29 protein-coding genes are annotated in these 26,362 nt (G+C 71.6%); 17 read left to right on the top strand and 12 right to left on the bottom strand.

Features of this window, described 5'->3' with window-relative positions:
* The first annotated feature begins 75 nt into the window (after nt 1–75).
* Complete coding sequence (locus ACZ63E_RS25170) at nt 76–876, top strand: poly(ethylene terephthalate) hydrolase family protein (RefSeq protein ID WP_465338548.1); 801 nt, start codon at nt 76–78, stop codon at nt 874–876.
* On the opposite strand, the gene ACZ63E_RS25165 is transcribed toward ACZ63E_RS25170, so the two are convergent.
* Nucleotides 847–2,256, bottom strand: coding sequence for an acyltransferase (locus ACZ63E_RS25165; protein WP_465338547.1), 1,410 nt, complete (start codon nt 2,254–2,256; stop codon nt 847–849). The two genes, ACZ63E_RS25170 and ACZ63E_RS25165, sit on opposite strands and share 30 nt — an antisense overlap.
* Before the next feature lie 229 nt (nt 2,257–2,485).
* Between ACZ63E_RS25165 and ACZ63E_RS25160 the strand changes: the two genes are divergently transcribed.
* Together ACZ63E_RS25160 and ACZ63E_RS25155 are read left to right on the top strand one after the other, a co-directional pair.
* Nucleotides 2,486–3,613 (top strand): inorganic phosphate transporter, encoded by a 1,128-nt coding sequence (locus ACZ63E_RS25160; RefSeq protein WP_465338546.1) that lies wholly within the window; start codon nt 2,486–2,488, stop codon nt 3,611–3,613.
* Between the two features lie 8 nt (nt 3,614–3,621).
* Nucleotides 3,622–3,843, top strand: coding sequence for a hypothetical protein (locus ACZ63E_RS25155; protein ID WP_465338545.1), 222 nt, complete (start codon nt 3,622–3,624; stop codon nt 3,841–3,843).
* Here ACZ63E_RS25155 and ACZ63E_RS25150 read toward each other — a convergent pair.
* Both ACZ63E_RS25150 and ACZ63E_RS25145 read right to left on the bottom strand, forming a co-directional pair.
* On the bottom strand, nt 3,825–4,568 hold the full coding sequence (locus ACZ63E_RS25150) for a hypothetical protein (protein ID WP_465338544.1): 744 nt from the start codon (nt 4,566–4,568) through the stop codon (nt 3,825–3,827). The genes ACZ63E_RS25155 and ACZ63E_RS25150 overlap by 19 nt on opposite strands.
* Nucleotides 4,565–4,774, bottom strand: a complete 210-nt coding sequence (locus ACZ63E_RS25145; RefSeq protein ID WP_465311703.1) for a hypothetical protein — start codon at nt 4,772–4,774, stop codon at nt 4,565–4,567. The genes ACZ63E_RS25150 and ACZ63E_RS25145 overlap by 4 nt, the downstream gene beginning before the upstream one ends.
* A gap of 27 nt (nt 4,775–4,801) precedes the next feature.
* Here ACZ63E_RS25145 and ACZ63E_RS25140 point away from each other — a divergent pair, with 27 nt between their 5' ends.
* Genes ACZ63E_RS25140 through ACZ63E_RS25130 form a run of 3 tightly spaced genes read left to right on the top strand, consistent with a single transcriptional unit; the run spans nt 4,802 to nt 7,807 of the window.
* Complete coding sequence (locus tag ACZ63E_RS25140) at nt 4,802–5,509, top strand: dienelactone hydrolase family protein (RefSeq protein WP_465338543.1); 708 nt, start codon at nt 4,802–4,804, stop codon at nt 5,507–5,509.
* Nucleotides 5,510–5,555: 46 nt separating this feature from the next.
* Nucleotides 5,556–7,136 carry a sensor histidine kinase gene (locus tag ACZ63E_RS25135; RefSeq protein ID WP_465338542.1) on the top strand — a complete coding sequence of 527 codons (1,581 nt, stop codon included), beginning with the start codon at nt 5,556–5,558 and terminating at the stop codon, nt 7,134–7,136.
* Complete coding sequence (locus ACZ63E_RS25130; protein ID WP_465338541.1) at nt 7,133–7,807, top strand: response regulator transcription factor; 675 nt, start codon at nt 7,133–7,135, stop codon at nt 7,805–7,807. Before ACZ63E_RS25135 ends, ACZ63E_RS25130 begins: the two co-directional genes overlap by 4 nt.
* Here the strand turns inward: ACZ63E_RS25130 and ACZ63E_RS25125 are convergent.
* Complete coding sequence (locus tag ACZ63E_RS25125; RefSeq protein WP_465338540.1) at nt 7,752–8,903, bottom strand: FAD-dependent monooxygenase; 1,152 nt, start codon at nt 8,901–8,903, stop codon at nt 7,752–7,754. The two genes, ACZ63E_RS25130 and ACZ63E_RS25125, sit on opposite strands and share 56 nt — an antisense overlap.
* Nucleotides 8,904–8,952: 49 nt before the next feature.
* Between ACZ63E_RS25125 and ACZ63E_RS25120 the strand changes: the two genes are divergently transcribed.
* Nucleotides 8,953–9,489, top strand: a complete 537-nt coding sequence (locus tag ACZ63E_RS25120; protein ID WP_465338539.1) for a TetR/AcrR family transcriptional regulator — start codon at nt 8,953–8,955, stop codon at nt 9,487–9,489.
* 3 nt (nt 9,490–9,492) lie between these two features.
* Here ACZ63E_RS25120 and ACZ63E_RS25115 read toward each other — a convergent pair whose 3' ends face one another.
* Entirely contained in the window at nt 9,493–10,155 is a 663-nt protein-coding gene (locus tag ACZ63E_RS25115; RefSeq protein WP_465338538.1) for an SDR family NAD(P)-dependent oxidoreductase, read from the bottom strand.
* Nucleotides 10,156–10,252: 97 nt separating this feature from the next.
* On the opposite strand from ACZ63E_RS25115, the gene ACZ63E_RS25110 reads away from it, so the two are divergent.
* Nucleotides 10,253–10,846, top strand: a complete 594-nt coding sequence (locus tag ACZ63E_RS25110) for a TetR/AcrR family transcriptional regulator (protein WP_465338537.1) — start codon at nt 10,253–10,255, stop codon at nt 10,844–10,846.
* Nucleotides 10,847–10,860: 14 nt separating this feature from the next.
* Here the strand turns inward: ACZ63E_RS25110 and ACZ63E_RS25105 are convergent, their stop codons facing one another.
* From ACZ63E_RS25105 to ACZ63E_RS25090, 4 genes are all read right to left on the bottom strand, one after another.
* A complete protein-coding gene (locus ACZ63E_RS25105; protein WP_465338536.1) occupies nt 10,861–11,643 on the bottom strand; it encodes an ABC transporter permease in 783 nt (260 codons plus the stop codon).
* Nucleotides 11,640–12,554 carry an ATP-binding cassette domain-containing protein gene (locus ACZ63E_RS25100; RefSeq protein WP_465338535.1) on the bottom strand — a complete coding sequence of 305 codons (915 nt, stop codon included), beginning with the start codon at nt 12,552–12,554 and terminating at the stop codon, nt 11,640–11,642. The genes ACZ63E_RS25105 and ACZ63E_RS25100 overlap by 4 nt, the downstream gene beginning before the upstream one ends.
* A 70-nt stretch (nt 12,555–12,624) precedes the next feature.
* Entirely contained in the window at nt 12,625–15,003 is a 2,379-nt protein-coding gene (gene hrpB, locus ACZ63E_RS25095; protein WP_465338534.1) for an ATP-dependent helicase HrpB, read from the bottom strand.
* Complete coding sequence (locus tag ACZ63E_RS25090; protein WP_465338533.1) at nt 15,000–15,830, bottom strand: glutamate ABC transporter substrate-binding protein; 831 nt, start codon at nt 15,828–15,830, stop codon at nt 15,000–15,002. Before ACZ63E_RS25090 ends, hrpB begins: the two co-directional genes overlap by 4 nt.
* Nucleotides 15,831–15,918: 88 nt before the next feature.
* On the opposite strand from ACZ63E_RS25090, the gene ACZ63E_RS25085 reads away from it, so the two are divergent.
* The 7 genes from ACZ63E_RS25085 to ACZ63E_RS25055 all read left to right on the top strand — a co-directional run bounded on the left by ACZ63E_RS25085 (nt 15,919) and on the right by ACZ63E_RS25055 (nt 20,812).
* Complete coding sequence (locus tag ACZ63E_RS25085; RefSeq protein WP_465338593.1) at nt 15,919–16,425, top strand: MauE/DoxX family redox-associated membrane protein; 507 nt, start codon at nt 15,919–15,921, stop codon at nt 16,423–16,425.
* A gap of 72 nt (nt 16,426–16,497) precedes the next feature.
* Nucleotides 16,498–17,241: a DsbA family protein gene (locus ACZ63E_RS25080; RefSeq protein ID WP_465338532.1), complete on the top strand. Its 744-nt coding sequence runs from the start codon at nt 16,498–16,500 to the stop codon at nt 17,239–17,241.
* A 110-nt stretch (nt 17,242–17,351) separates the two neighbouring features.
* Complete coding sequence (locus tag ACZ63E_RS25075) at nt 17,352–17,699, top strand: hypothetical protein (protein WP_465338531.1); 348 nt, start codon at nt 17,352–17,354, stop codon at nt 17,697–17,699.
* Nucleotides 17,696–18,823, top strand: coding sequence for a C40 family peptidase (locus tag ACZ63E_RS25070; RefSeq protein ID WP_465338530.1), 1,128 nt, complete (start codon nt 17,696–17,698; stop codon nt 18,821–18,823). Before ACZ63E_RS25075 ends, ACZ63E_RS25070 begins: the two co-directional genes overlap by 4 nt.
* A gap of 9 nt (nt 18,824–18,832) precedes the next feature.
* Nucleotides 18,833–19,207, top strand: a complete 375-nt coding sequence (locus ACZ63E_RS25065; protein WP_465338529.1) for a YbaB/EbfC family DNA-binding protein — start codon at nt 18,833–18,835, stop codon at nt 19,205–19,207.
* 5 nt (nt 19,208–19,212) lie between these two features.
* Entirely contained in the window at nt 19,213–19,710 is a 498-nt protein-coding gene (locus ACZ63E_RS25060) for a YbaB/EbfC family nucleoid-associated protein (RefSeq protein WP_465338528.1), read from the top strand.
* A 145-nt stretch (nt 19,711–19,855) separates the two neighbouring features.
* Nucleotides 19,856–20,812 carry a hypothetical protein gene (locus tag ACZ63E_RS25055; RefSeq protein ID WP_465338527.1) on the top strand — a complete coding sequence of 319 codons (957 nt, stop codon included), beginning with the start codon at nt 19,856–19,858 and terminating at the stop codon, nt 20,810–20,812.
* A gap of 157 nt (nt 20,813–20,969) precedes the next feature.
* On the opposite strand, the gene ACZ63E_RS25050 is transcribed toward ACZ63E_RS25055, so the two are convergent.
* Nucleotides 20,970–21,464 carry a mycothiol transferase gene (locus ACZ63E_RS25050; RefSeq protein ID WP_465338526.1) on the bottom strand — a complete coding sequence of 165 codons (495 nt, stop codon included), beginning with the start codon at nt 21,462–21,464 and terminating at the stop codon, nt 20,970–20,972.
* Between the two features lie 154 nt (nt 21,465–21,618).
* On the opposite strand from ACZ63E_RS25050, the gene ACZ63E_RS25045 reads away from it, so the two are divergent.
* Together ACZ63E_RS25045 and ACZ63E_RS25040 are read left to right on the top strand one after the other, a co-directional pair.
* The gene (locus ACZ63E_RS25045; RefSeq protein WP_465338525.1) at nt 21,619–23,445 is read left to right on the top strand and encodes a glycoside hydrolase family 3 protein; all 1,827 of its coding nucleotides are present in this window, start codon (nt 21,619–21,621) and stop codon (nt 23,443–23,445) included.
* Nucleotides 23,446–23,477: 32 nt separating this feature from the next.
* A complete protein-coding gene (locus ACZ63E_RS25040; protein ID WP_465338524.1) occupies nt 23,478–24,767 on the top strand; it encodes a ThuA domain-containing protein in 1,290 nt (429 codons plus the stop codon).
* On the opposite strand, the gene ACZ63E_RS25035 is transcribed toward ACZ63E_RS25040, so the two are convergent.
* Nucleotides 24,764–25,105: a hypothetical protein gene (locus ACZ63E_RS25035; protein ID WP_465338523.1), complete on the bottom strand. Its 342-nt coding sequence runs from the start codon at nt 25,103–25,105 to the stop codon at nt 24,764–24,766. The genes ACZ63E_RS25040 and ACZ63E_RS25035 overlap by 4 nt on opposite strands.
* Nucleotides 25,102–26,349 (bottom strand): PepSY-associated TM helix domain-containing protein, encoded by a 1,248-nt coding sequence (locus ACZ63E_RS25030; RefSeq protein ID WP_465338522.1) that lies wholly within the window; start codon nt 26,347–26,349, stop codon nt 25,102–25,104. Before ACZ63E_RS25030 ends, ACZ63E_RS25035 begins: the two co-directional genes overlap by 4 nt.
* Nucleotides 26,350–26,362 lie beyond the last annotated feature (13 nt).

Below are 26,362 nucleotides of genomic sequence, written 5' to 3'. Positions count from 1 at the left end.
GGGTCACAATCAGGCCGTCCGGCCGCACGACCGATCATGGACTTGACTGTTCCGACGGCGTGACAGGGAGAAGACATGCGACGGCTGTGGCTCGTGGCGCTCATGATGGCCGCTCTGGTGGTTCCGCAAGCCGCGCAGGCGGCGCCGGTGACCTGGGACCAGCCGGGTCCGTTCGCCGTCGTCAGCGAAGCCCTCGACGCCACCCACACCGTCTTCCGCCCGGCCGACCTCGGCGGCGGGCGGCACCCGGTGATCGTCTGGGGCAACGGCACCGGCGCGGTCCCCGCCGTCTACGCGGGACTGCTGCGCCACCTCGCGTCCTACGGCTTCGTCGTGGCGGCTGCCGACACGGTGAACTCCGGAACCGGCCGGGAAATGCTCGACGGCGCCCGCACGCTCGTCGCGGAGAACGCCCGGCCCGGCAGCCGGTACTTCGGCCGGATCGACACCGCGCACATCGGCGCGACCGGGCACTCCCAGGGCGGCGGCGGGGCCATCGCCGCGGGCGCCGACCCGCTTGTCACCACCACCGTCCCGATCGAGCCCGGACCGCTCGGGTCGGTGCCCGCCCTGCACGGACCGGTGTTCTTCCTCGGTGGCCAGCTCGACGTCGTCGTGCTGCCGGGGTTGCTGGTGATTCCGCGCTACTACGCGGCTTCGCACGTCCCCGCGATCTACGGCGAGCTCGCCGGTGCCACCCACTTCACCCCGGCCGGCGACGGCGGCGGCTTCCGTGGCGCGATCACCGCGTGGTTCCGGTACTGGCTGGCGGGTGACCAGCAAGCGCGTGGGGTTGTCTTCGGGGCGGGTTGCACGCTCTGCGCCGATCCGGCGTGGTCGAAGGTGCTACGCAACGCCCACGCGCTCGACGTCTGACGCCTTGCGGGCGCCGACGGCGAGCCCGGTCAGTGCGACCAGGCCGCAGAGCCACGCGAACCAGTCGCCGAAGCGGGTGTACGGCGTGTGGCCCGGTCCGAGCGGGACGTCGGCGACGACCACCGAGAACGGCCGGTCGCCGGTGTGGGTGTCGGCGAGGACGTGGCCCTGGGCGTCGGCCAGCATCGGCGTGCCGCGGGCCGCGCTCCACGCGACCGAGAAACCGTTCTCGACCCCGCGGATCAGCGCCGTGCGGCTGTGGGCCCAGCCGTCGGTGTCCTCGTCGGACGCCGGGATGAGCACCAGGCCGGTGCCGGCGTCGCCGTAGTCGCCGCTGGGGTCGGCGAAGTTGACGTCCATGCACACCATCAGCCCGATCCCGGCGAGGTGCGCGGTTTCGGTGCCGGACACGATGTTCTTGGAGTCCCCGTTGTGCCACTTGTGGTATTCGACGGGCGCGCCGGTCGGCGGGACGGCGAGGGCGGCGTTGAACCGGCCCTGGGGCGTGGTGTCGTAGACGCCGGTGACGACGTCGAGGTTCTTCGCGCGGGCCACCTCGGCGAAGGCTGCGACCAGGCCCGGCCGGCTCGCCGTGTCGACGGCGAAGGCGGCTTCGGGCAGCACGACGGCCTGGACGCCGTCCGGCAGCAGGCGGATCTGGTCCACATAGGACTGGACGAGCGCCCGGCCTTCGGCGGTTGTGACGTCGACCGCCCAGTGACTCTGCCCCGGCGCTACGAGCGCGACCCGGGTGGTCTTGCCCGTGAGCGGCGGCGTGGTCCAGACCGCGAGGGCGGCCAGCCCGGCGGCGACGAAGACCAGGCCGGCGAGCCGGGTGAGGCCGCCCACCCGCGGGGCCAGCGCGGCGGCGACCGCGGCCGGGACGAACAGGACGAGGAACTCGACGCCCCAGCCGCCGGTGACCGCCGCGATCCGCAGCACGGACGGCCGGTCGGCCTGGGTGGTCATCAGGGTGTCCATCAGCCCGGTCGGGTTGAGCAGCGAGACGACGTAGAGCGCGGCCGTCCACAACGCGGGCGCGGCGAGCGCCGCGAGAAAACCGTGGCCCCGCCGGACGAGCAGCCGGAACAGCCCGACCGCCAGCGCGAACAGCAGCGCGCTGCCGCCGAGGATCGCGACCGCGGCCGGGCGCGGGATCGACAGCGAGTGCCAGAAGTAGCTCCAGTCCCGGGAGCCGCCCGCGAGGTGGGCGACGAACGCGCAGGCCATCGCGGCCGCGCCGGGCACGCGGGGTGCGAGCAGGAGGACCGGCAGTGGCGCCAGCCACGCCAGTTCGGGTACGGGATCCATCCCGGCTCCGAAGAAGAACAACACCGCCGACGCCGCCGTCGCGACCACCGCCCAGACCGGCTTGCCCATCGCGGCCCCCTCTCGTCCGGGTCCGACGGTCGCAGCCCGCGGGCGCCGGAACACTGGGACGAACCCCCGTTTCCGAGGTCGGGCTGGCCCTACCCTGTCCGGAATGTCGGGCTTGTCAGGGAAGCGCTTCCCGGTTCATTGAGAGTTCAGTCAGCCGTCACACGCTCGGGATCGGGCCGCGGGCACCCCGGAAGTAGCGTCATGACCGACTTCGGGACGGGAGACCTGGATGGACTTCTCGCTGATCGTGCTGGTGGTGATCGTGGCCGCCCTGGCCTTCGACTTCACCAACGGTTTCCACGACACAGCCAACGCGATGGCCACCTCGATCGCCACGGGCGCGCTCAAGCCGAGAATCGCGGTCGCGGTCTCCGCGGTCCTGAACCTCGTCGGCGCGTTCCTTTCGATCGAGGTGGCGAAGACGATCTCCGGCGGGATCGTGGACGACACGAAGGTGACGCCGGTGATCATCTTCGCCGGGCTGGTCGGGGCCATCGTCTGGAACCTGGTGACCTGGCTGATCGGGCTGCCGTCGAGCTCGTCGCACGCCCTCTTCGGCGGGCTGATCGGCGCCACCTGGATCGCCTCGGGCTCCGACGCCGTCCACTTCGGGAAGGTCGTCGAGAAGGTCCTCATCCCGGCGCTCGCCTCGCCGATCGTCGCGGGCATCGTCGCGACGCTGGGCACTTTCCTCGTCTACCGGATCACCGCCCGGGCCAAGGAAGGCACCGTCGGCCGCACCTTCAAGGCCGGCCAGATCGCCTCGGCGTCGCTGGTCTCGCTCGCGCACGGCACGAACGACGCGCAGAAGACCATGGGTGTCATCACGCTGACGCTGATCGCGTCCGGCTCGCTCCCGGCCGGCTCGGGCCCGCCGATCTGGGTGATCCTGACCGCCGGCGCCGCGATCGCGCTCGGCACCTACCTCGGCGGCTGGCGGATCATCCAGACGATGGGCAAGAAGCTCACGGAAATCCAGACGCCGCAGGGCTTCGCGGCCGAGACCAGTGCCGCGGCGGTCATCCTGACCTCGGCCCACCTCGGCTTCGCGCTGTCCACCACGCACGTCTGCTCGGGCGGCATCATCGGGTCGGGCCTCGGCCGGCGGCTCGCCGAGGTCCGCTGGGGCGTCGCGGGCAAGATGGTCGTGGCCTGGGCGCTGACGCTGCCGGCCGCCGCGATCGTCGGCGCGGTCGCCGCCGAGGTCTCGACGCTCGGCAGCTGGGGCACCGTCGGAATCGGCATCGCCGGCGTGGTCATCGCGGTGGGCATCTACCTCGCGTCGCGGCGGAACCCGATCAACGCCAACTCCATCACCGAGCCCGAGCCCGGCGTGCAGGCGCCGGCCACCGCCTGAGGAGCGTCGTGAACATCGATTGGGGTTCCCTCGGTCTCGTCTTCGTGGTCGCGCTCGTCGCGGTCGTGGTGCTGACGAGCCTCTTCTCCTTCGGCGTGGTGGGCCTGTCCCAGCGCGAGTCGGCCCGCGAGGCGGGCGGCTCCGGCACCGGCCCGCTGGTCGGGTCGGTCATCTGCTTCGTCGTCTGCCTGGCGATCGTCGCCTACGGGATCTACTTGATCGTCGCCTGAGCGCGTGCGCGCAGTCCTTCCGGGAGCCCGCCGAGCAACGGCTTGACCGTCGCCCGGCGGGCTTCGTTCAGGTGGCCCAGCAGGTCCAGGGCGGGGACCCAGAGGTCCTCGTCGGCGCCGGCCGCGGTGATCAGCCGGCCGAGTCGGTGGGCCGGCAGCAGGCCGACGACGTGGTCGATGCGGCTCTTGTCGTCGAGCACGAACGCGATCCGCAGCAGGCCGGGGTCGTCGATCTCCTCAAGCGCGCGGCGCACGGTCGGGTCCGGCAGGTGCCCGACGAACCGGCCGAGGGTGATCCAGTCCGCCTTGCCCGCCAGCTCGTTCGCCACCGCGAGCACGGTGTCCAGCGGGATGCGCGAGATGATCGCGCTCGCCCGCCGCGGGTCGAGGTCCGCCGCGACCTCCGCCAGGAATCGGGGGCTCAGGCGCTTCGCGACGTCGACCCCGCGGGCGACGTCGACCACCCCGGCGATCCGGGCGCACAGCAGCGGGCCGAACACCTTCTCGGCGATCTTGGCGAGCACCCCGCCGGGCAGCAGCCGCGCCGCGAGCGCCATCCGCTGCAGCACGGCGATGTTCGCGTCGAACAGCGTGTCGGTGACCTGGTCGCGGAACGCCCGCAGGTCGACGGCGTCGACCCGGGCGAGGTACTCGAGCCGCTCCGGCTCGACGCCCAGGACGCGGGCCAGCTTGAGGATCTCGGCTTCGGCCTCGTAGTCGGTCACAGGCCGACCGCCTTCCGGACCGCGCCGCGCAGCAGCGCGGGGACGTACCGGAGGCCTTCCTCGCCCGCCTCGGCGAGCGCTTTCGCCTGCCGCCTGCGCGCGTCACGCAGGGCGTCGGCGAGGTCCTGCCGCTCGTGCTCTTCGAGGGCCTCGATGCCTTCGGGGAGGGGACCGCCCAACTGCTCGGCGAGTGTGCGCTCGGCCATGGTGGATCATGATGCATCATGCGGGGCATGAGCATCGAGACGTCCACGGTCCGTGTCGGCGACCTCTCCGCGTACCTGGCCCGCCCGGACGGCGGGTCGTCGGCCGGAATGCTGCTCCTGCCGATGATCACCGGCATCGGCGCGCAGGTCCGGGCCTGGGCCGGCGAGCTGGCGGAGCGCGGGATCACGACGTTGACCTGGGACGTCTTCCACGGCGCGAGCACCGACAACACCTCCCGTGAGGACCTGGGCGCCAAGCTCGGCGAGCTGCGCGACGAGGCCGCCCTGGCCGAGCAGACGGTGCTGCTCGACCACCTCCTCGGCGACCTCGGCTGCACGTCGGCCGGGGTCATGGGCTGGTGCCTCGGCGGCCGGTTCGCGCTCCTGCTCGGGGCGCGTGACCAGCGGCTTTCCGGGGTGGTGGCGTACCACCCGACGGTCCGCGACCCGGCGCCGCCGAACCACGACCTGGACGCGGTCGCTTTGTCGACAGAGATCACCGCGCCGGTGCTCGTCGCCTACCCGGAGGCCGACTCGGTCGTTTCGCACGAGACGTTCGCCCGGCTGCAGACGGCATTGCAGTCCCGGCCGGGCGGCGCGACGTTCACCCAGCACTTCCCGGGCGCCGAGCACGGCTTCAGCGACTCCTCCCGGCACGGGACGGCCGTCAACGCCGACGCCTTCGCGCTGTCCTGGCCGCAGACCCTGGTGTTCCTCGACACGCTCAAGGGTTGACTTTCGGCAGTGGTCCGCGCCGGTCACGGGTTGTAGCTTCGGTGCGGTGCGAGAGGTGACGAAGCGCAGGTGGCGCGTGGTGCTGGACGTGCTCCTCGGCGCGTTCCTCGCCTTCATCGTCGCCACCGACACCGTGGGCACGCAGTCCTGGTGGGAGCTGGCCGGCGGGCTCGCCGTGGTCGCCGGGTCGGTCGCGACCGCGCGGCGATACCCGGCCGTCTCGCTCGGGATCGCGCTGGCCGGGGCGCTCGCCGTGCCGTTCCCGTACCGCGACCGCGTGCCCGTGTGGGTGGTGTTCGTGCTGGTCGCGATGAGCTACCTCGCCGCGTTGCGGATGGACCGGGCGCGGCCCGGCCTGCTGATCGGCGCGGCGGTCGTGGTGGCCGGGCTGCCGCTGGCGCTGGTCGCCGGCCCGGACGGGGTCGGCGACTGGGCCACGATGGTCGCGATGCTGGTGTTCGCCGGGCTGTCGCCGTGGCTGCTCGGCCGGTACGTCCGGCTGCGCGGCGAGCTGGCCCGCACCGGCTGGCGCCGGGCCGAGGAGATGGAGAGCCGGCAACGGCTGGTCGCCGACCAGGCGCGGCTGCGCGAGCGCGCGCGGATCGCCAGCGACATGCACGACTCGCTCGGCCACGAGCTGAGCCTGATCGCCGTCCGCGCCGCGGCGCTCGAGGTCGCGGGCGGGCTCGACGACGTCCAGCGTGACGCCGCGACGCAGCTGCGGACCAGTGCCGCCGCCGCGACCGAGCGGCTGCGCGAGATCATCGGCGTGCTGCGCGAGGACGCCGCGCCCACCGAACCCGTGCAGGGTGACCTCGGCGAGCTCATCTCGCGCGCCCGGGCGTCCGGCCTGCTCATCGAGGCAGGAGTGGACATCGGCGCGGCCCCGCCGATGGTCGCCCTCGCGGCTTACCGCGTGGTGCAGGAGGGCCTGACCAACGTCGCGAAGCACGCGCCCGGCGCGGCCGTGACCGTGCGCGTGACCAGCACCGGCGCGCGGACCGACGTCAGCGTGGTCAACGAGCCGCCGCCCGCCGGGCCGCTGCCGGGCGCCGCCTCCGGGCACCGCGGGCTGATCGGCCTGCGGGAACGTGTCCGGCTGGTCGGCGGGACGCTGCAGGCCGGGCCGCGTGAAGGCGGGTTCGCCGTCACCGCGGCCCTGCCGCACGACGCCGCGCCGGTCGAGGAGAGCGCGGAGCTGCGGGAGGCCGCCGACGACGCCGTCGGGCAGTCGACGTCGGCCCGCGCGCTGGAGCTGGCCCGGCGGGACGTGCGGCGGAGCCTGATCCTCGCGGTCGCCGTGCCGCTGGCGCTGTTCGGGCTGGTCCTCGCGATCGGCGGGATCGTGTTCCTCTACCAGTGGAACTCTTCGGAGTTACCCGGTCCGGCCTACGACGCGATGCGGCTCGGGCAGGCGCGCGCCGACCTGGTGCCGCGGCTGCCGGAGAACCAGCGCCTCGCCCGGCCGACGCGCGGCGAGCCGGCGCTGCCGGCGGTGGCCGGGGTCGTGTGTGAGTACTACGGCGCCGGACGCACCTGGCTCAACGACGACTACGCCGCGTACCGGCTGTGTTTCGCCGACGGGAAGCTCGTGTCCAAGGACTGGTTCGCCGAGGGGGCAAAGTGATCAGGGTCGTGCTGGCCGACGACGAGGCGATGATGCGCGCGGGGGTGGCGGCGATCCTCGGCGCGGACACCGGGATCGAGGTGGTCGCCGAAGCCGCCGACGGCCGGGAGGCGGTCGAGAAGGTGCTCGGCACGCAGCCGGACGTCGTGCTGCTCGACATCCGGATGCCCGGGCTGGACGGCCTGGGCGCGGCGGCCGAGATCCGGCGGCTGCTGCCCGCGGTCGGCGTCATCATGCTGACGACGTTCGGCGAGGACGAGTACATCGAGCGGGCGCTCGGCCTCGGCGCGGGCGGGTTCCTGCTCAAGTCGGGGGACCCGCGGGAGCTGCTGGCCGGCGTCCACGCCGTCGCCGACGGGGCTGCGTTCCTCTCGCCGAAGGTGGCTCAGCGGGTGATCGCGCGGCTGTCCGGCGGACAGCTTTCGCGCGCCGCCGCGGCGCGCGAGCGGATCGCCGTGCTGACCCCGCGCGAGCGGGAAGTGCTGACGCTGCTGGGGTCCGGACTGTCCAATGCGGACATCGCGGCGAAGATGTTCGTCGTCGAGGGCACGGTGAAGGCGCACGTGAGCACGATCCTGACCCGGCTCGGGGTGAAGAACCGGGTGCAGGCGGCGATCACGGCGTACGAGGCGGGGCTGGTCGGGGGAGACGCGGAGGCCGCCAGCCGCTGATCGAGGCGCCGGAGCGGGCCACCAGCTTCGACGGGACGAGCCGCGCCAGCGTGGTGCGCAGGGCGATCGCGACGGGGTTGGTCAGCTGCGGCCCCACCTTGCCCGCGCGGACGGACGCCTGTGCGACGTGCTGGCTGCGCGGCCGCCGCTCGGCGTCGTAGCGCCGCAGGGCGGCCTCGGCGGAGTCCACTGTGGACACGGCGTGCGCGAGCACTATGGCGTCTTCGAGGGCCTGGCAGCCGCCCTGGCCGAGGAACGGCGGCATGGCGTGCGCGGCGTCGCCGAGCAGGGCGACCGGGCCCCGGACGTACGTCTTCAGCGGCGTGCCGAGGTGGTAGAGGTCGTGGTAGAGCAGGGCTTCCGGCGGCGTGGTGTCGATCAGCTCGGGGATCGGGTCGTGCCAGTCGCCGAAGTGCTCCTTCAGGTACGCCTTGAGATCGGCTGGGCGCGCGTCCGGCTCGGTGACGTAGGAGACCCACCAGTAGACGTCGTCGCCGGTCAGCGGGAGCACACCGATCTCGGTGCCGCGGTCGAAGCTGGTGCTCAGCCCGGGTTTCCGCGCCGGCCGCGCGATGCCGCGGAACGCCGTGCTGCCGCAGTGGACCGGCTCCGGGTGGTCCGGGAAGAGTGCGTGGCGGACCGGGCTGCGGATGCCGTCGGCGGCCACGACCAGGTCGGCCCGCAGCTCTCCGCCGGTGAAGCGGACCAGGCCGTCCTCGGTCACCTCGGTGACTTCGGCGCCGGTGCGGAGGCGGTCGGCGGGCAGCGCGTCGCGGAGCCCGGCGATGAGGTCGGCCCGGTGGATCCCGGTCAGCGGCCGTCCGTGGTAGCGCTCGAACGCGGCGGCGTCCCAGCGCGCGAGCCAGCGGCCCCGGCGGTCGCGGAGCCCGGCCTGCGTCTGGACGGCGAGGCGGTCACCGAGGTCGACGCCGAGCTCGTCCAGGCAGCGCAGGGCGTTCGGCCAGAGGGAGATCCCGGCGCCGACGTCGCCGAACTCCGGCGCCTGCTCGAGCACGGTGACCGCCCAGCCGGCCCGGTGCAGCCCGATCGCCGCGCCCAGCCCGCCGATGCCCCCGCCGACCACAACCGCGTGCATGACCCCTCCTCTACATCTGTAGAGCACTCTACACCTGTAGAGTGGTCGGGTGGAACGGGTGGACGTGATCGGCGACGCGGCGATCGAGGTGATCGCGGCGGCGGGCATGCGCGGGCTGACGCACCGGGCGGTCGACCGTGCGGCCGGGCTCCCGGTCGGCTCGACGTCGTACTACGCCCGCACGCGGGCGGCGCTGCTGGAGCTGACGATCACCCGGATCATCAAGCTGGACCGCGTCGAGGCCGCCCCGCCGCCGGGCGGGCTGGCCGAGTACATCGCGCAGTACGCGTTCGAAGCGATCACTTCGGGGCGGACGCGGATGCTGGCGCGGTACGAGTTCGCCCTGGAGGCGACCCGGCGCCCGGAGCTGCGGGCGGCGTACGACGAAGGCGGGTTGCTGCTGCGCCGCCGCGCCGCGGAGGTGCTGGCGCAGTACGGCTCGACGCAGCCGGAGCGCCACGCGACGCTCGTCATCGACTGGATGGACGGGACCATCTTCAGCGCGCTCGCCGGGGCGGGCACCGCGCCGACGCGGGAGGCGCTGGTCGAGAGCGCCCGGGAGATCCTCGCCGGCATCGGGGTCTGACGGCTACCAGGGCACCACCTCGCCATGGCGGTCCAGGAACCGCAGGCCCGGCGTGCCGGCCTGTGCCTCGAGGACGTCGACGACGGCCGGGATGCTCTCCTCGGGCGCCAGGGGCGCGTCGGGGCCGCCGAGTGCGGTCCGGTTGTGGCCGGGGTCGACGAGCAGCTGGGTCCGGCCGTCACCGGCCTGGCGGGTGGCGTAGCTGCGCATCAGCTGGTTCAGCGCGGCCTTGCTGGCCTTGTAGAGGTCGTAGCCCGGCTCGGTGTTCCGCGTCAGGCTGCCCTGCTCCGACGACATGACCGCGACGGTCCCGCCGGGGACGACGAGGTCGTGCAGCGCCTCGACGACCCGCATCGGGCTGAGCGCGTTGGTGACCATCACCTCGGTGAAGACGTCCGTGGCCACCTCGCCGATCGGCTCGTTCCCGCGGTTGACCGCCGCGTTGACGAACAGCAGGTCGAGGCGGGTGCCGGCCAGGCGTTCGCGCAGCGCGGCAATCTCTTCGCGGCTGGTCATCTCCAGCGGTTCGACCCGCTGTCCCTCCGGGACGCTTTCCGGCGGCTTGCCGTCGCGTGTCGTGACGACGACCTGCCAGCCGCGGCGGCCGAGCTCGGTGGTGAGGGCGAGACCCAGCCCCCGGGACGCTCCGACGACCAGAGCTTGCATTGGTGCTCCTCGGTTTGCCTAGACGAGACGTTGCGTCTAGACAGTAGCACGGCTCGGCGGCCTGATCACGGCCTCGGCGGCGGGTAGGGTGCCCGGCATGGCCGCCGCGAACTCCCAGCCCGCCCGCGCGCGCTCGGGGAACCGGCGCGACGAGGCCGCGCGGCTGGCCGTCCTGCACGCCGCGGACGACCTGCTCGTCGAGCACGGCTTCGGCGGGCTGACTGTCGAAGCGATCGCGCGCCGGGCCGGGGTCGCGAAGCAGACGATCTACCGCTGGTGGCCGTCGAAGGTCGAGATCCTGCTCGACACGCTCATCGAGGACAGCGAGAAGCGCCTCCCCGTGCCGGTGGAAAACCCCACGGCGGACGGCATCCGCGCCTACCTGCGCGGGTTCGCGCGGTTCCTCACCCGCGACCCGGCCGGCAAGGTCCTGCTCACGCTGATCGGCCAGGCGCAGCACGATCCCGGCACCGCCGAAAGCTTCCGCACGCGCTACCTCGGCCCGCGCCGCGAGCGGGAACGGGCAATGCTCACGCGCGCGACCGAAGCCGGCGAGATCTCACCCCAGCTCGGCCCGGACGCGACCCTCGACGCCCTCCTCGGCCCGATCGTCTACGGCGCCCTGACCGGGGCGAGCGTCCCCAAGGGACTGGTCGACACGCTGGTCGAAGACCTGCTCAGGCCGGCCTGAGCAGGTCTCCGAAGTCAGGCGTCCCGGCGGCGCAACACCGCGGTGCCCGCGAGCAGCGCGGCCGCCGCCCAGGCCGCGCAGATCAGCAGCCCGGCCCACGGCGCGTACGGCGCCGCCGCCATCGTGATCGGGTTCGGCTGCCCGGCCTCGACCATCGCGTTCACCCCGGCGATCCCCGGGAAGTACGGCACGAGGTCCGGCAGCCCCAGCGACGCCACGATCAGCGGCAGCGGCACCAGCAGCACGATCACCGTCACCAGCGTCCCGGCCGCGCTGCGCAGCGCCCACGCGACACCGGTGCACAGCAGCCCCAGCAGCGCGAAGTACCCGCCCATGCCGGTCGCCGTCGTGAAGCCGCCCGCGAAGCTCGTCGGCAGGCCGTGGCCGTCCTTGACCGCGCTCGCCAATGCCATGCCCGCGCAGGAAAGCACCACGCCGTAAGCGAAGAGCACCGGCACCAGGACCGCCGCCTTCGCGAGCACGACCCGCTCGCGGACCGGCGTCCACAGCAGGCTCGAGCGGATGCCGCCGCTCGCGTACTCGCTCGTCACGAACAACGCCGCCAGCGCGATGACTGCGAACTGTGCCAGGTAGAAGCCGCCGCCGAGGGCGATCGTGTTCGCCGCCTGCGGGTCGTCGTCGAAGCGCTGGGCGATCCCGGACAGCGTGCTGTACCCCAGCAGCAAGGCCGCCCCGCCTGCCAGGCACCACCAGGTCGCCCGGACCGACCAGAACTTCGTCCACTCCGCGGCGGCCGCGCCGGACAGCCCGCCGCCGCGCGCTTCCGTCGTCGTCATGCCGACACCCCGTATTCCACCGAAGAAGCGGTCAGTTCCAGGTAGGCCTGCTCGAGAGACGCCGTCCGCTCGGCGAGGCCGTGCACACGCACGCCCAGCTCGTGCGCGAGGTCGCCGACGCGGGTGACGTCGAGGCCGTCCACGAGCAGTTCGCCCAGCTCGCCGGACTGCGTCAGGCCGCCTTCGGCGCGCAGCCGCGCGTCGAGCTTCGCGCGTTCACCCTCGACCGGGACGCGCACCGAGACCGTCGTCCGCGAGTTGCCGGCGATGAACTCCGCGACCGGCGCGTCGGCCAGGAGCTTGCCCTTGCCGATCACCACGAGGTGGTCGGCGGTCAGCTGCATCTCGCTCATCAGGTGGCTGGAGACGAACACCGTGCGCCCCTCGGCGGCGAGCGACCGCATCAGCTGCCGCACCCAGCGGACGCCGTCCGGGTCGAGGCCGTTGACCGGCTCGTCGAACATCAGGACGCCGGGGTCGCCGAGCAGCGCGCCCGCGATGCCGAGGCGCTGTCCCATGCCGAGCGAGAACTGCCCGGCGCGCTTGCCCGCGACGTCCGAAAGCCCGACGGTCGCCAGGACTTCTTCGACGCGGCTCGTCGGGATCCCGTTGCTCTGCGCCATGGCCTTCAGGTGCTTCCCGGCGCTGCGGCCGGGGTGCAGCGCCTTGGCGTCGAGCAGCGCGCCGACCTCGCGCAGCGGGTGCCGCAGCTCGGCGTACCGCTTGCCCCCGACGAGCACCTCGCCCGCCTGCGGGTGGTCGAGCCCGACGGTCATCCGCATGGTGGTCGACTTCCCGGCGCCGTTGGGCCCGAGGAACCCGGTCACCTGGCCCGGCGCGACGTCGCAGGTCAGCGTGTCGACGACGGTCTTTTCGCCGTACCGCTTGGTCAATCCCCTGAGTGTGATCATGCGTCGGAGTCTGCGGTTTCCGGCCCTCCCGGGGCATCGGCCGACGGTCGCGGGCCGCCCCCGACTTTCGTCAGGCCCGGCGGCGGGTGTGCCGCGTCGGCGCGGCGGTGGCCGGGTCCTCCGGCCACGGGTGCTTCGGGTACCGGCCGCGCAGGTCGGCGCGCACGGCCGGGTAACCGCTGGTCCAGAACGACTTCAGGTCGGCGGTGATCGCGGCCGGGCGGCCGGCGGGGGAGAGCAGGTGCAGGACCACGGGGACGCCGGCGAGGGTGGGCGTCTCGGTCCAGCCGAAGGTCTCCTGCAGCTTGACGGCGAGCACGGGCTGGTCGGCGCGGTAGTCGACGCGGATGTGCGAGCCGGACGGGACTTCGAGGCGGTCCGGGGCCAGGTCGTCCAGCTTGGCCGCTTCCGGCCAGGGGAGGAGCGCCTTCAGGGCCTGGCCGGCGTTGATCGTCGCGAGGTCGGCCTTGCGGCGGGCGTTCGAGAGGTCCAGCCACCGGTCCACATCGGACAGCAGCGCGGTGTCGTCGACCGCGGGCCACGGCTCGCCGACGACGCGGTGGAGGAAGGCCATCCGCTCGCGCAGGTGGGTCGCGTCCTGCGTCCACTTCAGGAGGCCGAGGCCGTTCTCGCGGAGGCCGGTCACGAGGGCGTCGTGGACGTCGGCGTTCTGCAACGGCTTCGACGACAGCGTGATCGCGCCGAGCTTGCGCACCCGCCGGGCGACGACGTCTCCGTCCCAGGCGACCTCGTCCACTTCGGACACTTCGCCGACGCGGGTGGCGAGCCGCTCGTCGGCGGCCGCGGCCAGCCGGATCGTGCCGTGGACGCGGCCGGGGTCGCGGGTCGCTTCGGCGACGGCGAGCCATTCGGCGTCGAGTCCGCTGCCCGGCGGGAGCTCGGCCGCGGTGCCGCCGGCCATGAGGTAGACGGGTGCGCCGCCGGACCGTCGCCGGGCCAGCCGCTCGGGGTGCGCGAGCGCGACGACCAGCGCGGGATCCGGCTTTCCGCTCCCGGTCACGAGCTTCGCAAGCCGTTGTGCGTCACGCTTCCAGCGGCGCGCGGGTTCGTCGGTCGCGGACCGCAGCCGCCGCAGTTCGGCCTCGACGTCGGTCAGCGTGGCGCCCGCGTCGAGCAGCGCCACCACCTCCGCCGCGTTCCGCGCGCCCACCGCTTCCGCGCCGTCCAGCAGCGCCCGGGCCAGCCGGGGGTGCAGTCCCAGCTCCGCCATCCGCCGCCCGCGAGCCGTCACCGTTCCGTCGGACGCCGTCGCGCCCAGCGCCCGCAGCAACGCGCGTCCCGCCGCCAGCGCGCCCTCGCCCGGCGGGTCCCACCAGGCCAGGCCACTCCCGTCGGGGGTCGACCAGCACGCGAGCTCCAGCGCCAGCCGCGCCAGCTCGGCCGTCCGGATCTCCGGCTCGGGGTACGCCGGGAGCAGCGCCTGCTCGTGCTCCGCCCAGCAGCGGTACGCCCGGCCCGGCGCCTCGCGGCCCGCGCGCCCGGAGCGTTGCACGGCCACCGCCGACGACACCCGGACCGTCGCCAGCCCGGGCAGCCCGCGCCGGTGGTCGACGCGCGGCACGCGGGCCAGGCCCGAGTCCACCACCGCACGCACCCCCGGGACCGTCAGGCTCGACTCCGCCACCGCCGTCGCCAGCACGACCCGCCGCCGGGCGCGGGGCCGCAGGGCGTCGTCCTGGTGGGCCGCCGAAAGCCGCCCGTGCAGCGGGAGGACGTCCACATCGGACAGCGACAGCATTCCCGAAGTCCGCGCGATCTCCCCGGCGCCGGGCAGGAACGCCAGCACGTCACCTTCCCCTTCGGACAGTGCCGTCCGCACCGCACGGGCCACCGAAGCCTCGACGCGTTCGCCCCGCGCGGGCGGCAGGTACGTCATGGAGACCGGGAAGGTTCGCGCTGTCGCCGTCACCACCGGGGCGTCACCCAGGAGCGTGGCCAGCCGCCCGGCCGCGACCGTCGCCGACGTCGCCAGCAGCCGCAGGTCGTCGCGCAGCCCGGCGCGGACGTCCAGGAGCAGCGCCAGCAGCAGGTCCGCGTCCAGGTGCCGCTCGTGGCACTCGTCCAGCAGCACCGTCGACACGCCCGGCAGCTCCGGGTCGCCCTGCACCCGTCGCACCAGCAGCCCGGACGTCACGACCTCGATCCGCGTGCGCGCCGACACCTTCCGGTCGCCGCGCACCGCGTAGCCCACCGTCTCGCCGACGGGCTCACCGAGCAGGCCCGCCATCCGCGCCGCCGCGGCCCGCGCCGCCAATCGCCGGGGCTCGGCGACCACGACCCGGCCCTCGGCGCCCGAGGCGAGCGCGAGCGGCACTAGCGTCGTCTTCCCCGTCCCGGGCGGCGCGACGAGCACCGCGGTGCCGTGGGCGTCCAGCGCCGCGAGGACGTCCGGCAGCACGGCACGGACGGGCAGGTCGGGCAGCTTCACTTCTCGGTGACCTCGGGGGGAGCGGGCAGCTGGTAACCGGACGGCCCGATGTTCTCGTTGAGCGAGCGCAGCCACTCGCCGGAGGAGATCATCTTCCGGATCGCGTCGTCGACCGCGCCCACCCCCTGCGTGTCGCCCCTGCGCAGGCCGACGCCGTAGCTCTCCTTCGAGAACGGCTTCCCGACCACCTTCAGCAGCTCCGGGTCGCGCGCGACGTACCCGGCGAGGATCACCCCGTCGGTCGTCACGGCGTCGATCTGCCCGGCGAGCAGCGCGGTGACGCAGTCCGGGTAGCGCGGGTACTCGACCAGCTGCACGGCCTGGGCGAACTTGTCCTTGACCTGCTGCGCCGGCGTCGAGCCGGTGACCGAGCACAGCCGCCGCGCGTTGAGCGCCTCCGGCCCGGTGATGTCCGGGGACGTGCGCCGCACCAGCAGGTCCTGGCCGGTCGTGAAGTACGGCCCGGCGAACGCCACGACCTGCTTGCGCTTGTCCGTGATCGAGTAGGTCGCGACGACCAGGTCGACCGCGCCCGACGTGAGGTCCGTCTCGCGCGTCGCCGACGTCGTCTCGCGCCACGTGATGTCCTTCGCCGCGACACCCAGTTCCGAGGCGACGAAGGTCGCCACATCGACGTCGAACCCGACGAACCGCCCGTCGACCGTGCGCTCGGAAAGCCCCGGCGCGTCGAACCGGATGCCGATGGTCAGGTGATCCGTGGCACTGGCCCTGGTGACCAGCGAGTCGCTCGGCGAGACCTGGGCCGGACCGCACGCCGCCGCCGTGACCAGCAGCAACGCCGAGCAGAGGAGCATGCGCAGCCGCATCGCGCCCCTCCCTTCGCCGTCGCCGTGCCCTCACGTGGTTCTCAGGTCCTCCCGTTAGCCTAAGTGCGTGGTGCGACCGTCCCAACCCGTGCTGGACGCCGTCGGCACGCTCGCCCGGCTCGGGCTGGCAGCCGTCTGGCTCGTTTCCGGCGCGCTGAAACTGGCGGATCCGGGTCAGACGTTGATCGCCGTGAAGGCGTACGACGTGCTGCCGGACGCACTCGCCAACGTGGTGGCCATCGCGCTGCCGCTCGTCGAGCTCGTGCTCGGGCTGTTCCTGCTCGCCGGCCTGGCGACCCGCTGGGTCGCCGGCGCCGCGCTGGTGCTGCTCGTGGTGCTCATCGCCGGGATCGCCCAGTCGTGGGCGCGCGGGCTGAGCATCGACTGCGGGTGCTTCGGCGGCGGTGGCCAGGTGGCGGCGGGGCAGACCGAGTACCCGCAGGAGATCCTCCGCGACTCCGGCTTCGCGCTGCTGGCCGGGTGGCTGCTGGCGCGGCCGCGCACCTGGCTGTCGCTCGACGGCTGGCTCGCGCGAGGTCGCGGGAACTCCACCGAGCCCGGGAACGACTACTCGGGTATCGCGGAAGGGAACTGATACACAGTGGGTGGAGCTGAGCGGACCGCTCGGAAGCGTCGGCAGGCCGCGCAGGCGGGCGGAGCGAAGGCGGTGGCCCAGGCCAGGGGCAGCGCCGGCGACAAGCGGAAGTGGATCATCGGGATCTCCGCCGTGGTCGTCGTGGCAGCGCTCGTGATCGGCGGCGTGATCTGGACGATCTCGGACCGGAACAAGACCGAGGGCCAGGTCATCAACCCCGGCGAGACCACGAGCTCGCTGGCCGGGGACGTCACGCAGAAGCGCGACGGCGTCGTCGTCACCGTCGGCAAGGCGGGCGCGAAGGCCTCGATCGACGTCTACGCCGACTTCCTCTGCCCGATCTGCGGCCAGTTCGAGAAGACCTACAAGACCCAGATCGAGCAGGCCGTCAACGACGGCAAGCTGCAGGTGCGCTACCACATGGTGCCGCTGCTCAACGACCGCTCGAACCCGGCGGGCTACTCGCTCGACTCGGCGAACGCGGCGCTCGCCGCGGCCGACGCCGGCAAGTTCCTCCAGTTCCATGACGCGCTGTTCGCGAACCAGCCCGAGGAGGGCAAGCGCGGCTACGACAAGGCGCAGCTGGTCAAGCTCGGCCAGGACGTCGGCATCACCGACCCGAAGTTCGCCCAAACCGTCAACGCGGGCACCTACGACCAGCAGATCAACGATGCCTTCCAGCAGATCGGGAACGACCCGAAGCTGGCGCAGGACTTCGGCAACGGACAGAGCGGGTTCGGCACGCCGACGGTCACCTCGAACGGCTCGATCGTGTCGTGGCAGGACCCCGGCTGGCTCCAGAAGGTCACCGGCTGAGTCCGGGCAATTCGCCCACCCGGGCACGGACCGTGGTCTAGGCTGAATCCCGGACCAGGGGAACCGGGGGTGGCGAGCGCACGTCGCACCCTCGGTGACAGGGAGGGCCAGTGGACGGTTCGCATCAGGGGTTTCACGTCGACGACGGCGCGTACTCGCGGTACGCGCGTGAGGTCGACCCGCTCGGTGAAGACGTCAAGGGCGCGGCCGACAAGCACGTCGGCCCGCACGTGACGCTCGGCGGCCACGGCTTCTCGGAGATGGGCGGCGAGTCCGGTTTCTCCGGCGCCTACAGCGGCCGGATGCGCGGGCTGCAGGAGAAGATGCACCGCGTCGGCGGCGGCTGGCGGCAGGTCGGCGAAGCCGCCCGGCAGACCGACCGCAACTACTCGGCCGTCGAAGCCGAGCACGGTGACGTCGTCCGGCGGCTCGGCGGGGACCTCGGGGATCTCGCGTGACCGAGCACGCCGACCAGCTCGTCCGGCACGGCCTGGACGTGCCGAACCAGTTCGCGCAGAAGCTGCGCCACGACCCGGCCGCGATCGGCGGCGCGCGGGACGCGCACGTCGCGCTGCAGACGTCGGTGGGCAAGACCCGCGACGTCGCCTCGGACCAGCGCGTCAACCTCGCTTCGGCGACTTCGGGCTCGACGACCGACCGCGCGACCGCGACGTCGAAGAGCCTGGAGCAGGAGGTCCAGGACCTGCTCGACGAGAGCGCCGAGATCGAGAAGGCGGTCGCCGAGGCCGCCGAGACGCTGAACCTGGGCGAGATCAAGAACGACCAGGTCCGCGACCAGATCATCAAGGAGATCTCGGCGTCGATGAAGGCGCTGGCGGCGGTGAAGTCGATCCAGCCGCCGGAGAGCCGCGCGGCCGCGTCGCGCGACATCCTGATGAAGCTGCAGACCAAGATCAGCCAGCTCACCGGCCAGGCCGCGACCTTCAGTGAGCAGACGATCAACCAGCTCACCGACATCGGCACCCGGCTGGGCGGCGGCGAGCAGACGACGTCCTCGAGCAGCGCGGCGCCGACGAAGGTGGCGTCCTCCTTCAACTCCGATAGCGGCTACTCCGGCGGTGGGGACTCCGGCGGCGGCGGTGGTGGGGGAGGCGGCGGTGGCGGGGGCGGTGGCTCCGTCTCGAAGCCGCGGCTGCCAATCGCGATCCCGCCGCAGCCCGGCACCGGCGTAGGCATCAACCTGCCCGGCGGCAAGCAGGTCATGGCGCCGAACGAGACCGCGGCCAAGGCCGTGCGCGCGGCGCTTTCGCAGCTCGGCGTGCCGTACGTGTGGGGTGGCACCGCGCGCGGCCAGGGCCTCGACTGCAGCGGGCTGACCATGACGTCGTACCAGGACGCCGGCCTGCAGCTGCCGCGCACGGCGAAGCAGCAGACCGTGGGCGCCGAGGTGCCGTCGATCGACCAGCTGCTGCCCGGCGACCTCGTGGTGTGGTCCGGCCACGTGGCGATGGTGATCGGCGACGGCCAGATGGTCGAAGCCGGCGACCCGGTGCAGATCAGCAAAATCCGCACCACGAACGCGGGACAGCAGTTCATCGGCTTCTACCGGCCGACGGGGTAGCTTCACATCGTGGCTGAATTCGACGTGGATCTGGCGGTCGCCCGGGCCGCCGAGCAGGCGGAACGGGCCGGTTCGGATGCCGAGGCGCGCTTCGCTCGTTCGGGCCCGGTGGTGGGCAAGGCGTCGACGGACGCCATCGAGGTCCAGGTGGCGCCGGGCGGGCTGCTGACCGGGCTGACGATCCACCGGTCCGCGCTGCGGAACACCTCGGCGGTGCTCGCCGACCAGATCTTCGAGCTGGCCCAGCGTGCCACGCGCCGCGCGGGCGACAAGATGTACCACGCGCTGGCCCCGGTCGTGGACGCGTCGCAGCTGGAAGTCCTGGGCTACGAGCCGATCCCGGACGACGACCCGGACGCCGACACCTACTCGTACGGAAGGTGACCGCGGTGATCACGACCCGCCAGCTGATCGCCGAAGCCCGCGCCCGCGAAGAGGCGATGTCCCGAGTGGAGGAGCTGCTCGCCTCGGCCTCGGGCACGGCCCACGACCTCGACGGCCAGGTCGAGGTGACGGTCGACGCCCGCGGCAAGCTCCTGCGGCTGTGGCTGGCACCGTCGGCGGTGAACCTCGGCGAGCAGCTCGGCCCCCTGGTGGTAGAGATCGCCCAGGCGGCCATGCGCGAGGCGACCCAGGACGGGTACAACAAGGTCGCCCTGCTGCTGGGCGAGGACATGACGTTCATGATCGAGCAGATGACGGGCATGCCGGCGCCGGCCCGGGCGGAGGACGACGACCCGGGGATGACGGTCGAGGAGTTCCAGCGGCAGCGGGAAGAACGGCTGGGTGCTGCTGGGGAAGCGCCGGCGCCGGCTGCCTCGAGTGTTGAAGATGAAGACGCGTATTGGGATTCCTTCGACCCGGCGTCGTTGCGCTCGGACCGCTGACCTGCGTGCTACTGTGGCGTCGCCCGAAAAGGGCGGCGGTCTGCGTGAAGGACCGTGACGGCATTGGCGGAAGCGGCTCCGGCGCCACACCGCAGACAAGGCCGAGGGTGTAGTGCGCCCGCTTCACGTGATCTGAGCTTTGTCCATGACTGCCGTGACCAATTGCGGGCCGGAACGCAAGAATGGATCACGTGTGCCTCATTCTCCTCGCCGTTCGCTTCGCGAGACCCGCCGGGCCTACACGGGTGAAGACAAGACAGCTGCCGGAGCCGGAGTCGCTCGTGGCGATCTCGGCGTGACCGACTGTTCTCCTCGACAACGGCGGTTTCGTGCGATGCTGGCCGTGCATCTCTTCAACGAGAACAACGGCAGCAGCCCGTTCTCGGAAGCTGATTTGCACAGTGCTCGTGCCTTCCTTTCGTACACAATGACTGTTTCGCCGAGGTATGACGAGCTCGTTTGCATCGTCGCTCACGCACTTGAAAATGCTCTCGGTCGGTTGCTCTCCAGCTCTCCCAATCCCAGCCACTTCATACCGGGATTGCGGGTGTCGGCAAGCGCGGACTACCAGGTCTACCACCTTGTGGACCTTGTCACGGGTGGACGGCTGACTCTTGCCAGGCAGTCGGCGTACCCATCCATTGCGGCCGTCCAGGCTGGCAAGTCAGGTCGGCATTCATCCTGGATTCGCCGATTTCCCGCTGCCGACATTGCGATCTCTTCCGCCGAACGCGCCGCGCGAGCTCGAATTCCGCCGATGACGGTGGAGATCGAGTCTCTTCTCAGTGCGCTCGTCGGCTGCCTGGACGTTCGCGACCCGGCAGGCAGCTGGGCGCTCGGCCTTTGGTGGACGGATCCCTTGAGGCGGCCGTATCCGATCGACCACGGCGGCCGGATATCGCTCTGGGGCTCAGGCGGGCAATGGGAGTTGTGCTGGGCTGAGCACCCCTATCCGGACGACATCGTCGGCTGTTTGACCGATCCGAACATCGGTGTCCGCGGTGCGTCCGCCACCAGGCTCTCCGACTATGACCATGAAATCCGCCTCGGATCTTCTGTGTTGAGCCTGCGCTACGGGGTTTCTCGCGATGTCCGTGGTTGAAGTAGCCCTGCTGGTCATCGGCCTCCCCGTCGCCGCCTACCTCGGAATGGCGGTGTCGGTCGCGCTGTTTCACCCGCACGAGCGCCGTCGAGCAGATGCACTCGCTGTTCTCCGGTGCTTGATCTCCCTTCTGCGCAGGCCAAAGGCTCCGAAGTAGTCAGGCGCTCAGCTGGGCGGTGGAGTTCGCCCCGTCCAGCGACTCCCGGATGATGTCCGCGTGCCCGGCGTGCTGCGCCGTCTCGTGGATCAGGTGGAGCACTATCCTCCTGGCCGACCAGAACTGGGGCTCCGGCGGGGACCACGGCGTCATCGGCAGCTGCACCGAAACGTCCAGCGAAGGCAGCGACCGCACGTACTCGTCCGTCGAAGCGGCCGCGGCCGAGTACTCCGAAAGCCAGTACGGCAGCGTCTCGCTCATCGAGTACTGCGCCGTGTCCAGCATGCCGTCCGGAAGGGAACCGTCGGCGGACTTCAGGACCTGTAGCCACATGCGCTCGCCCGTGGCCAGGTGGCGGATCAAGCCACCCAGCGTCAGCTCGCTGACCGTCGTCCGGCGGGACGCGTCGGCGTCCGAAATGTCCCGGGCCGGGATCAGCAGGCGCTTCCGGACCTCGGTCAGCATGTCCAGCAGGTCTTCGTGTTCGCGGGTCATGGGGCGACCGTAGAGCCGAATTAGGTCAGCTACTGACCGCAGCCGCCAATCCCGCTGAGCGGAAACCGAGTTCGGTCAGAGGTCTGGACCAACGCCGAAAGCCTGTGTCTTAATTCAAGGCGTGAATTTCGGTCTCTCGACGAGGAGGACCCGGATGGGTCTCGGACGCAGACTGGGTATCGGCGCACTGGCACTGGGGTTGCTGGTGGCGTCGGAGACCCCCGCCCTCGCCGGGAACGGCCCGGCGTACAAGGATTCCTGGCGTCCGGTGAAGGTCCGGGTCGCCGACCTGATGTCCCGGATGAGCCTCGACGACAAGCTCGGCCAGATGATGCAGGCCGAACGCCTCGGGGTCACGAGCCCCCAGGACGTCACCACCGGACGGCTCGGTTCGCTACTCTCCGGCGGCAGCTCGCAGCCGACGCCGAACACGCCCGTCACCTGGGCCGACATGTACGACGGCTTCCAGAAGGCCGCGCTCGCCACCCCGCTCGGCATCCCGCTCATCTACGGGGTCGACGCCGTCCACGGCCACAACGGCCTCTACGGCGCCACTGTCTTCCCGCACAACATCGGCCTCGGCGCGACGCGGGATCCGAACCTCGTGCAACGCATCGGCCGCGCCACCGCGGAAGAGGTCTCCGGCACCGGCATCGACTGGGACTTCGCGCCCTGCCTGTGCGTCGCCCGCAACGACCGCTGGGGCCGCACCTACGAGTCCTTCGGCGAGGTTCCGCAGCTGGCCACCGAGATGACGTCGATCATCACCGGCCTGCAGGGCCGGAGTCTCGACCAGCCCGGCTCGGTCCTGGCCACCGCCAAGCACTACGTCGGCGACGGCGGCACCACCGGCGGGGTCAACGAGGGCAACACCGAGATCAGTGAGAAGGAGCTGCGCCAGATCCACCTGCCGCCGTTCAAAGCCGCCGTCCAGCGCGGGGTCGGCTCGGTGATGATCTCCTACAGCAGCTGGAACAGCGTCAAGATGCACGCCGGCTCGTACCTGATCAACGACGTCCTCAAGAAAGAACTCGGCTTCAAGGGCATCGTCGTCTCGGACTACAACGGCGTCGACAAGATCGACGGCAAGACCGGCTTCACCCCGGAAGAGGTCGAGGCCTCCATCAACGCCGGCATCGACATGGTGATGGTGCCCTTCGAGTGGCAGAAGTTCATCAACACGCTGCGCACGCTGGTGCAAGAAGGCCGTGTGCCGATGTCGCGGATCGACGACGCCAACAAGCGCATCCTCACGAAGAAGTTCGAGCTCGGCCTCTTCGAGCACCCGCTCACCGACCGGCGGTTCCTCATCACCATCGGCAGCAAGCAGCACCGCGACCTGGCACGCCAGGCCGTCCGCGAATCCCAGGTGCTGCTGAAGAACGAGCACAACGTTCTGCCGCTTTCCCAGCGGGACAAGATCTTCGTGGCCGGCAAGAGCGCGGACGACATCGGCAACCAGTCCGGCGGCTGGACCGTCGGCTGGCAGGGCACCAGCGGCCCGGTCATCCCGGGGACCACGATCCTGCAGGGCATCAAGAGCAGCTCGTCGAAGGTGACCTACGCCAAGGACGGCGAAGGGATCGACAAGAGCTACGACGTCGCCGTCGCGGTCGTGGGGGAGACGCCGTACGCCGAAGGCAAGGGTGACCGTCCACAAGGGATGGGTCTCGACGCGACCGACCTCGCGACGCTGCAGAAGCTGAAGGACTCCGGGGTGCCGACGGTCGTCGTCCTGGTGTCCGGGCGGCCGCTCGACATCTCGGCGCAGCTGCCGGACTGGGCCGGGCTGGTCGAGTCGTGGCTGCCGGGCAGTGAAGGCCAGGGTGTCGCCGACGTCCTCTTCGGCGCCTACAACCCGTCCGGCAAGCTGCCGGTGACCTGGATGCGCAGCGCCGACCAGCAGCCGATCAACGTCGGCGACGGCAAGCCCGCGCTGTTCCCCTTCGGCTACGGCCTGCACTACTCGCGCCACTGGTGACCCTTTCCCCGCCCCCACCGGAAGGAACACGCATGCCGTCCAGAACCCGCCGCCCGTTGGTCCGGATATTGGCCTTCTTCGCCGCGCTGCTGGGGCTCAGCCTCGGCAGCCCGGCGGCCCCGGTCGCGCAGGCCGCGACGCCGTTCAAGGTCCTCGCCTTCTACAGCGGCACCTACGACGCCGCGCACATCAGCTTCGAGAAGGAGGCCAATGTCTGGTTCCCGCAGCAGGCGGCGGCCAACGGCTTCACCTACACCGCGACGAACAACTGGAACCAGCTCACCAGCATCACCCCGAGCCAGTACCAGGTCGTCATGTTCCTCGACGACCAGCCGCAGTCGCAGGCGCAGTTCCAGGGCTTCCAGCGGTACATGCAGGCCGGCGGCGCGTTCTACGGCTTCCACGTCACGGCCTACAACGACAGCTCGACGCCGTCGTACGCGAACTGGTTCCACAACGACTTCCTCGGCACCGGGCGCTTCACGTCCAACACGTGGGGCCCGACGCCGGAGACACTGAAGATCGAGAACCGCACGCACCCGTCGACGGTGAACCTGCCGGCGACCATCAAGTCCTCGACGTCCGAGTGGTACGCCTGGCAGAACGACCTTCGCCAGAACAGCAACATCACCATCCTGGCGGCGATGGACCAGTCCACCTTCCCGATCGGCACCGACCCGAACCAGACCTGGTACAGCGGGTACTACCCGATCTCGTGGACCAACAAGAACTACAAGATGATCTACTCGAACTTCGGCCACAACGCGATGAACTACGACACGAACACCGCGCTGTCCTCGACGTTCGAGAGCGCCGACCAGAACCGGTTCCTGCTCGACGGCCTCAAGTGGCTGGGTGGCGGCGGCACGACCACCCCGCCGCCGGACGGCACGATCGACCCGAGCGCCTGGTACGCCGTCACGAACAAGGCGTCCGGCAAGTGCGTCGACGCGAAGGCCGCGGCCAGCGCCAACGGCACCGTGATCCAGCAGTACACCTGCAACGGCACCACGGCGCAGCAGTACCAGTTCGCCCCGACCAGCGGCGGGTACGACCGGATCAACAACCGGACCAACCCCGCCCAGGTCATCGATGTCGCGAATGTGGCAACGACCGACAACGCCGGCCTGCAGCTGTGGGCCTACAGTGGCGGGAACAACCAGCAGTGGCAGCCGGTGTCGGAAGGCAGTGGCTACTACCACTTCGCCGTCCGCCACACCGGCAAGTGCCTGACCGTGCCGGGATCGTCCACTGCGGACAGTGTCCAGCTGGTCCAGTCGACCTGCAACGGCAGCGCCGCTCAGTCGTTCAAGGTCGGCTAGCGCGCCGTCGTCCTGATCCGCACGACCAGGACGGCGAGCGTCAGGAGCAGCAGGGCGAACAGGGCGCCCGCGGAACGTGTGTTTTCGCGGGCGCCCCACGCCGTTCCGGCCGGCAGCACGACCAGCGACGTCGCCAGGTACGCCAGGTGCGTTCCGGGTTCCGCCGGGTGGTCGCCGACCGCGCTCGCGATCGCCTGCGCCAGCAGCGCGAGTTCGATCAGGACGGCGAGCGGGCGCCAGTTCGGCCAGCGGTAACGCCCGGCCGCCGTCACGACCAAGGCGGTGAGGCCGGACAGCAGGCAGACGACCGTCGTCGCGAAGGCCAGGGGCTCGATCACGCCCGGCGCGCTTTGCGGCGGCGGCGTTTGGTGCCCATGCGGAAGAGCCACGTCGAGATGCCGGTGAGCATCAGCGCCAGCGGCGCCAGGCCGAGGACGACCCAGACGAGCCGCCACCAGCCGTCGACCAGCCAGCCGAAGTGCGCGGCCTCGAAGACCTTGCTGTAGAAGCGGTTCGCCGCCGGCTCGGCTTTGGCGTCCACAGAGGACACGTGGGCGGCGTCGTGGCTGTCGACGTACACCGTGCGGTCGCCGCCGAAGAACGCGCGGGCGCCGTAGGGCTGGTAGCCGTCGTCCGCGATCGACACCGAGTAGTAGTCCGTGCCTTCGGCCGGCGGGACGAGGTAGCGGATCGTGCCGGGAGACGCCGCCAGCGCGGCCGACGACGCCTGGTCGATGCCGATCACGGGGGTGCCGGGCGCGGCCGGGTTCGCCGTGAAGCTGTACTTCGCCTCGTCCGGCGCCGAGCCGCCGGTGATCGCGAGCCACGCGTTCTCCACCGGGGGCAGGTAGAACGCGGCGCCGGTGACACCCCACATCAGCACGAACGGGACCGACACGAGCCCGATCACGTTGTGCAGGTCGTAGTCGCGGGCGAAGCGGCCCTTGCCGAGCCGGACGCGGAAGCCGTGCGAGAACTTCTTGAAGCCCGGCCACCAGACGACGATCCCGGTGATCGCCAGCAGGATCATCAGCAGCCCGAGCACAACGAGGACGAGCTCACCCCAGTTCGTCTCCGGGATCGGTGTCGGCGCGGCCAGCCACGAGACGTATCCCGGGTCGTCCTGGCAGGTGAACGCGCAGTCGTGGAGGTTGGTCAGCCAGCCCATGACACCGTCGGTGAGCTTCTGCGGCCCGGTGATCCGCCCGCTGCCGGGGTCGACCGCATACGCCTCGGTGTAGTTCGTGTCGCCGACCGCGATGATCCCGCCGTCGTTGCTGACCCAGGCCGCGGAGAACTCCGGATGGGCCTGCTTGACGAGGTCCCGCGCCTGCTGCAGGCCGATCGGGTGGGCGCTCTCGGTGTGGGCGTAGAAGTCCGCGTGCGTCGCGCGGAAGTACTCGGCGCGGTACAGCAGGATCACGCCGGCCGTGGTCTCGAGGACGAGCAGCAGCCCGAGCACGAGCGACGTCCACCGGTGCGTGACGACCAGCGCGCGGCGCACGGGCTTGCGCCGGTACCAGCGCCGGGCGGCGCGTTTTGGTGGAACAGCCCTGGTCAGGGTGGGTGCCTCTGCGGTCATGACGTCCCCCAGC

Source organism: Amycolatopsis sp. NPDC104819 (genome assembly GCF_055583145.1).
The sequence above is the reverse complement of the archived record's forward strand: the minus strand, read 5'-3'. Positions and strand labels throughout refer to the sequence as shown.

Coding starts and splice junctions, on each gene's coding strand:
- ACZ63E_RS25170 (WP_465338548.1), top strand. CDS start 76: ATGCGACGGCTGTGGCTCGTGGCGCTCATGATGGCCGCTCTGGTGGTT.
- ACZ63E_RS25165 (WP_465338547.1), bottom strand. CDS start 2,256: ATGGGCAAGCCGGTCTGGGCGGTGGTCGCGACGGCGGCGTCGGCGGTG.
- ACZ63E_RS25160 (WP_465338546.1), top strand. CDS start 2,486: ATGGACTTCTCGCTGATCGTGCTGGTGGTGATCGTGGCCGCCCTGGCC.
- ACZ63E_RS25145 (WP_465311703.1), bottom strand. CDS start 4,774: ATGGCCGAGCGCACACTCGCCGAGCAGTTGGGCGGTCCCCTCCCCGAA.
- ACZ63E_RS25140 (WP_465338543.1), top strand. CDS start 4,802: ATGAGCATCGAGACGTCCACGGTCCGTGTCGGCGACCTCTCCGCGTAC.
- ACZ63E_RS25125 (WP_465338540.1), bottom strand. CDS start 8,903: ATGCACGCGGTTGTGGTCGGCGGGGGCATCGGCGGGCTGGGCGCGGCG.
- ACZ63E_RS25115 (WP_465338538.1), bottom strand. CDS start 10,155: ATGCAAGCTCTGGTCGTCGGAGCGTCCCGGGGGCTGGGTCTCGCCCTC.
- ACZ63E_RS25110 (WP_465338537.1), top strand. CDS start 10,253: ATGGCCGCCGCGAACTCCCAGCCCGCCCGCGCGCGCTCGGGGAACCGG.
- ACZ63E_RS25105 (WP_465338536.1), bottom strand. CDS start 11,643: ATGACGACGACGGAAGCGCGCGGCGGCGGGCTGTCCGGCGCGGCCGCC.
- ACZ63E_RS25100 (WP_465338535.1), bottom strand. CDS start 12,554: ATGATCACACTCAGGGGATTGACCAAGCGGTACGGCGAAAAGACCGTC.
- ACZ63E_RS25090 (WP_465338533.1), bottom strand. CDS start 15,830: ATGCGGCTGCGCATGCTCCTCTGCTCGGCGTTGCTGCTGGTCACGGCG.
- ACZ63E_RS25055 (WP_465338527.1), top strand. CDS start 19,856: ATGACTGCCGTGACCAATTGCGGGCCGGAACGCAAGAATGGATCACGT.
- ACZ63E_RS25050 (WP_465338526.1), bottom strand. CDS start 21,464: ATGACCCGCGAACACGAAGACCTGCTGGACATGCTGACCGAGGTCCGG.
- ACZ63E_RS25045 (WP_465338525.1), top strand. CDS start 21,619: ATGGGTCTCGGACGCAGACTGGGTATCGGCGCACTGGCACTGGGGTTG.
- ACZ63E_RS25040 (WP_465338524.1), top strand. CDS start 23,478: ATGCCGTCCAGAACCCGCCGCCCGTTGGTCCGGATATTGGCCTTCTTC.
- ACZ63E_RS25030 (WP_465338522.1), bottom strand. CDS start 26,349: ATGACCGCAGAGGCACCCACCCTGACCAGGGCTGTTCCACCAAAACGC.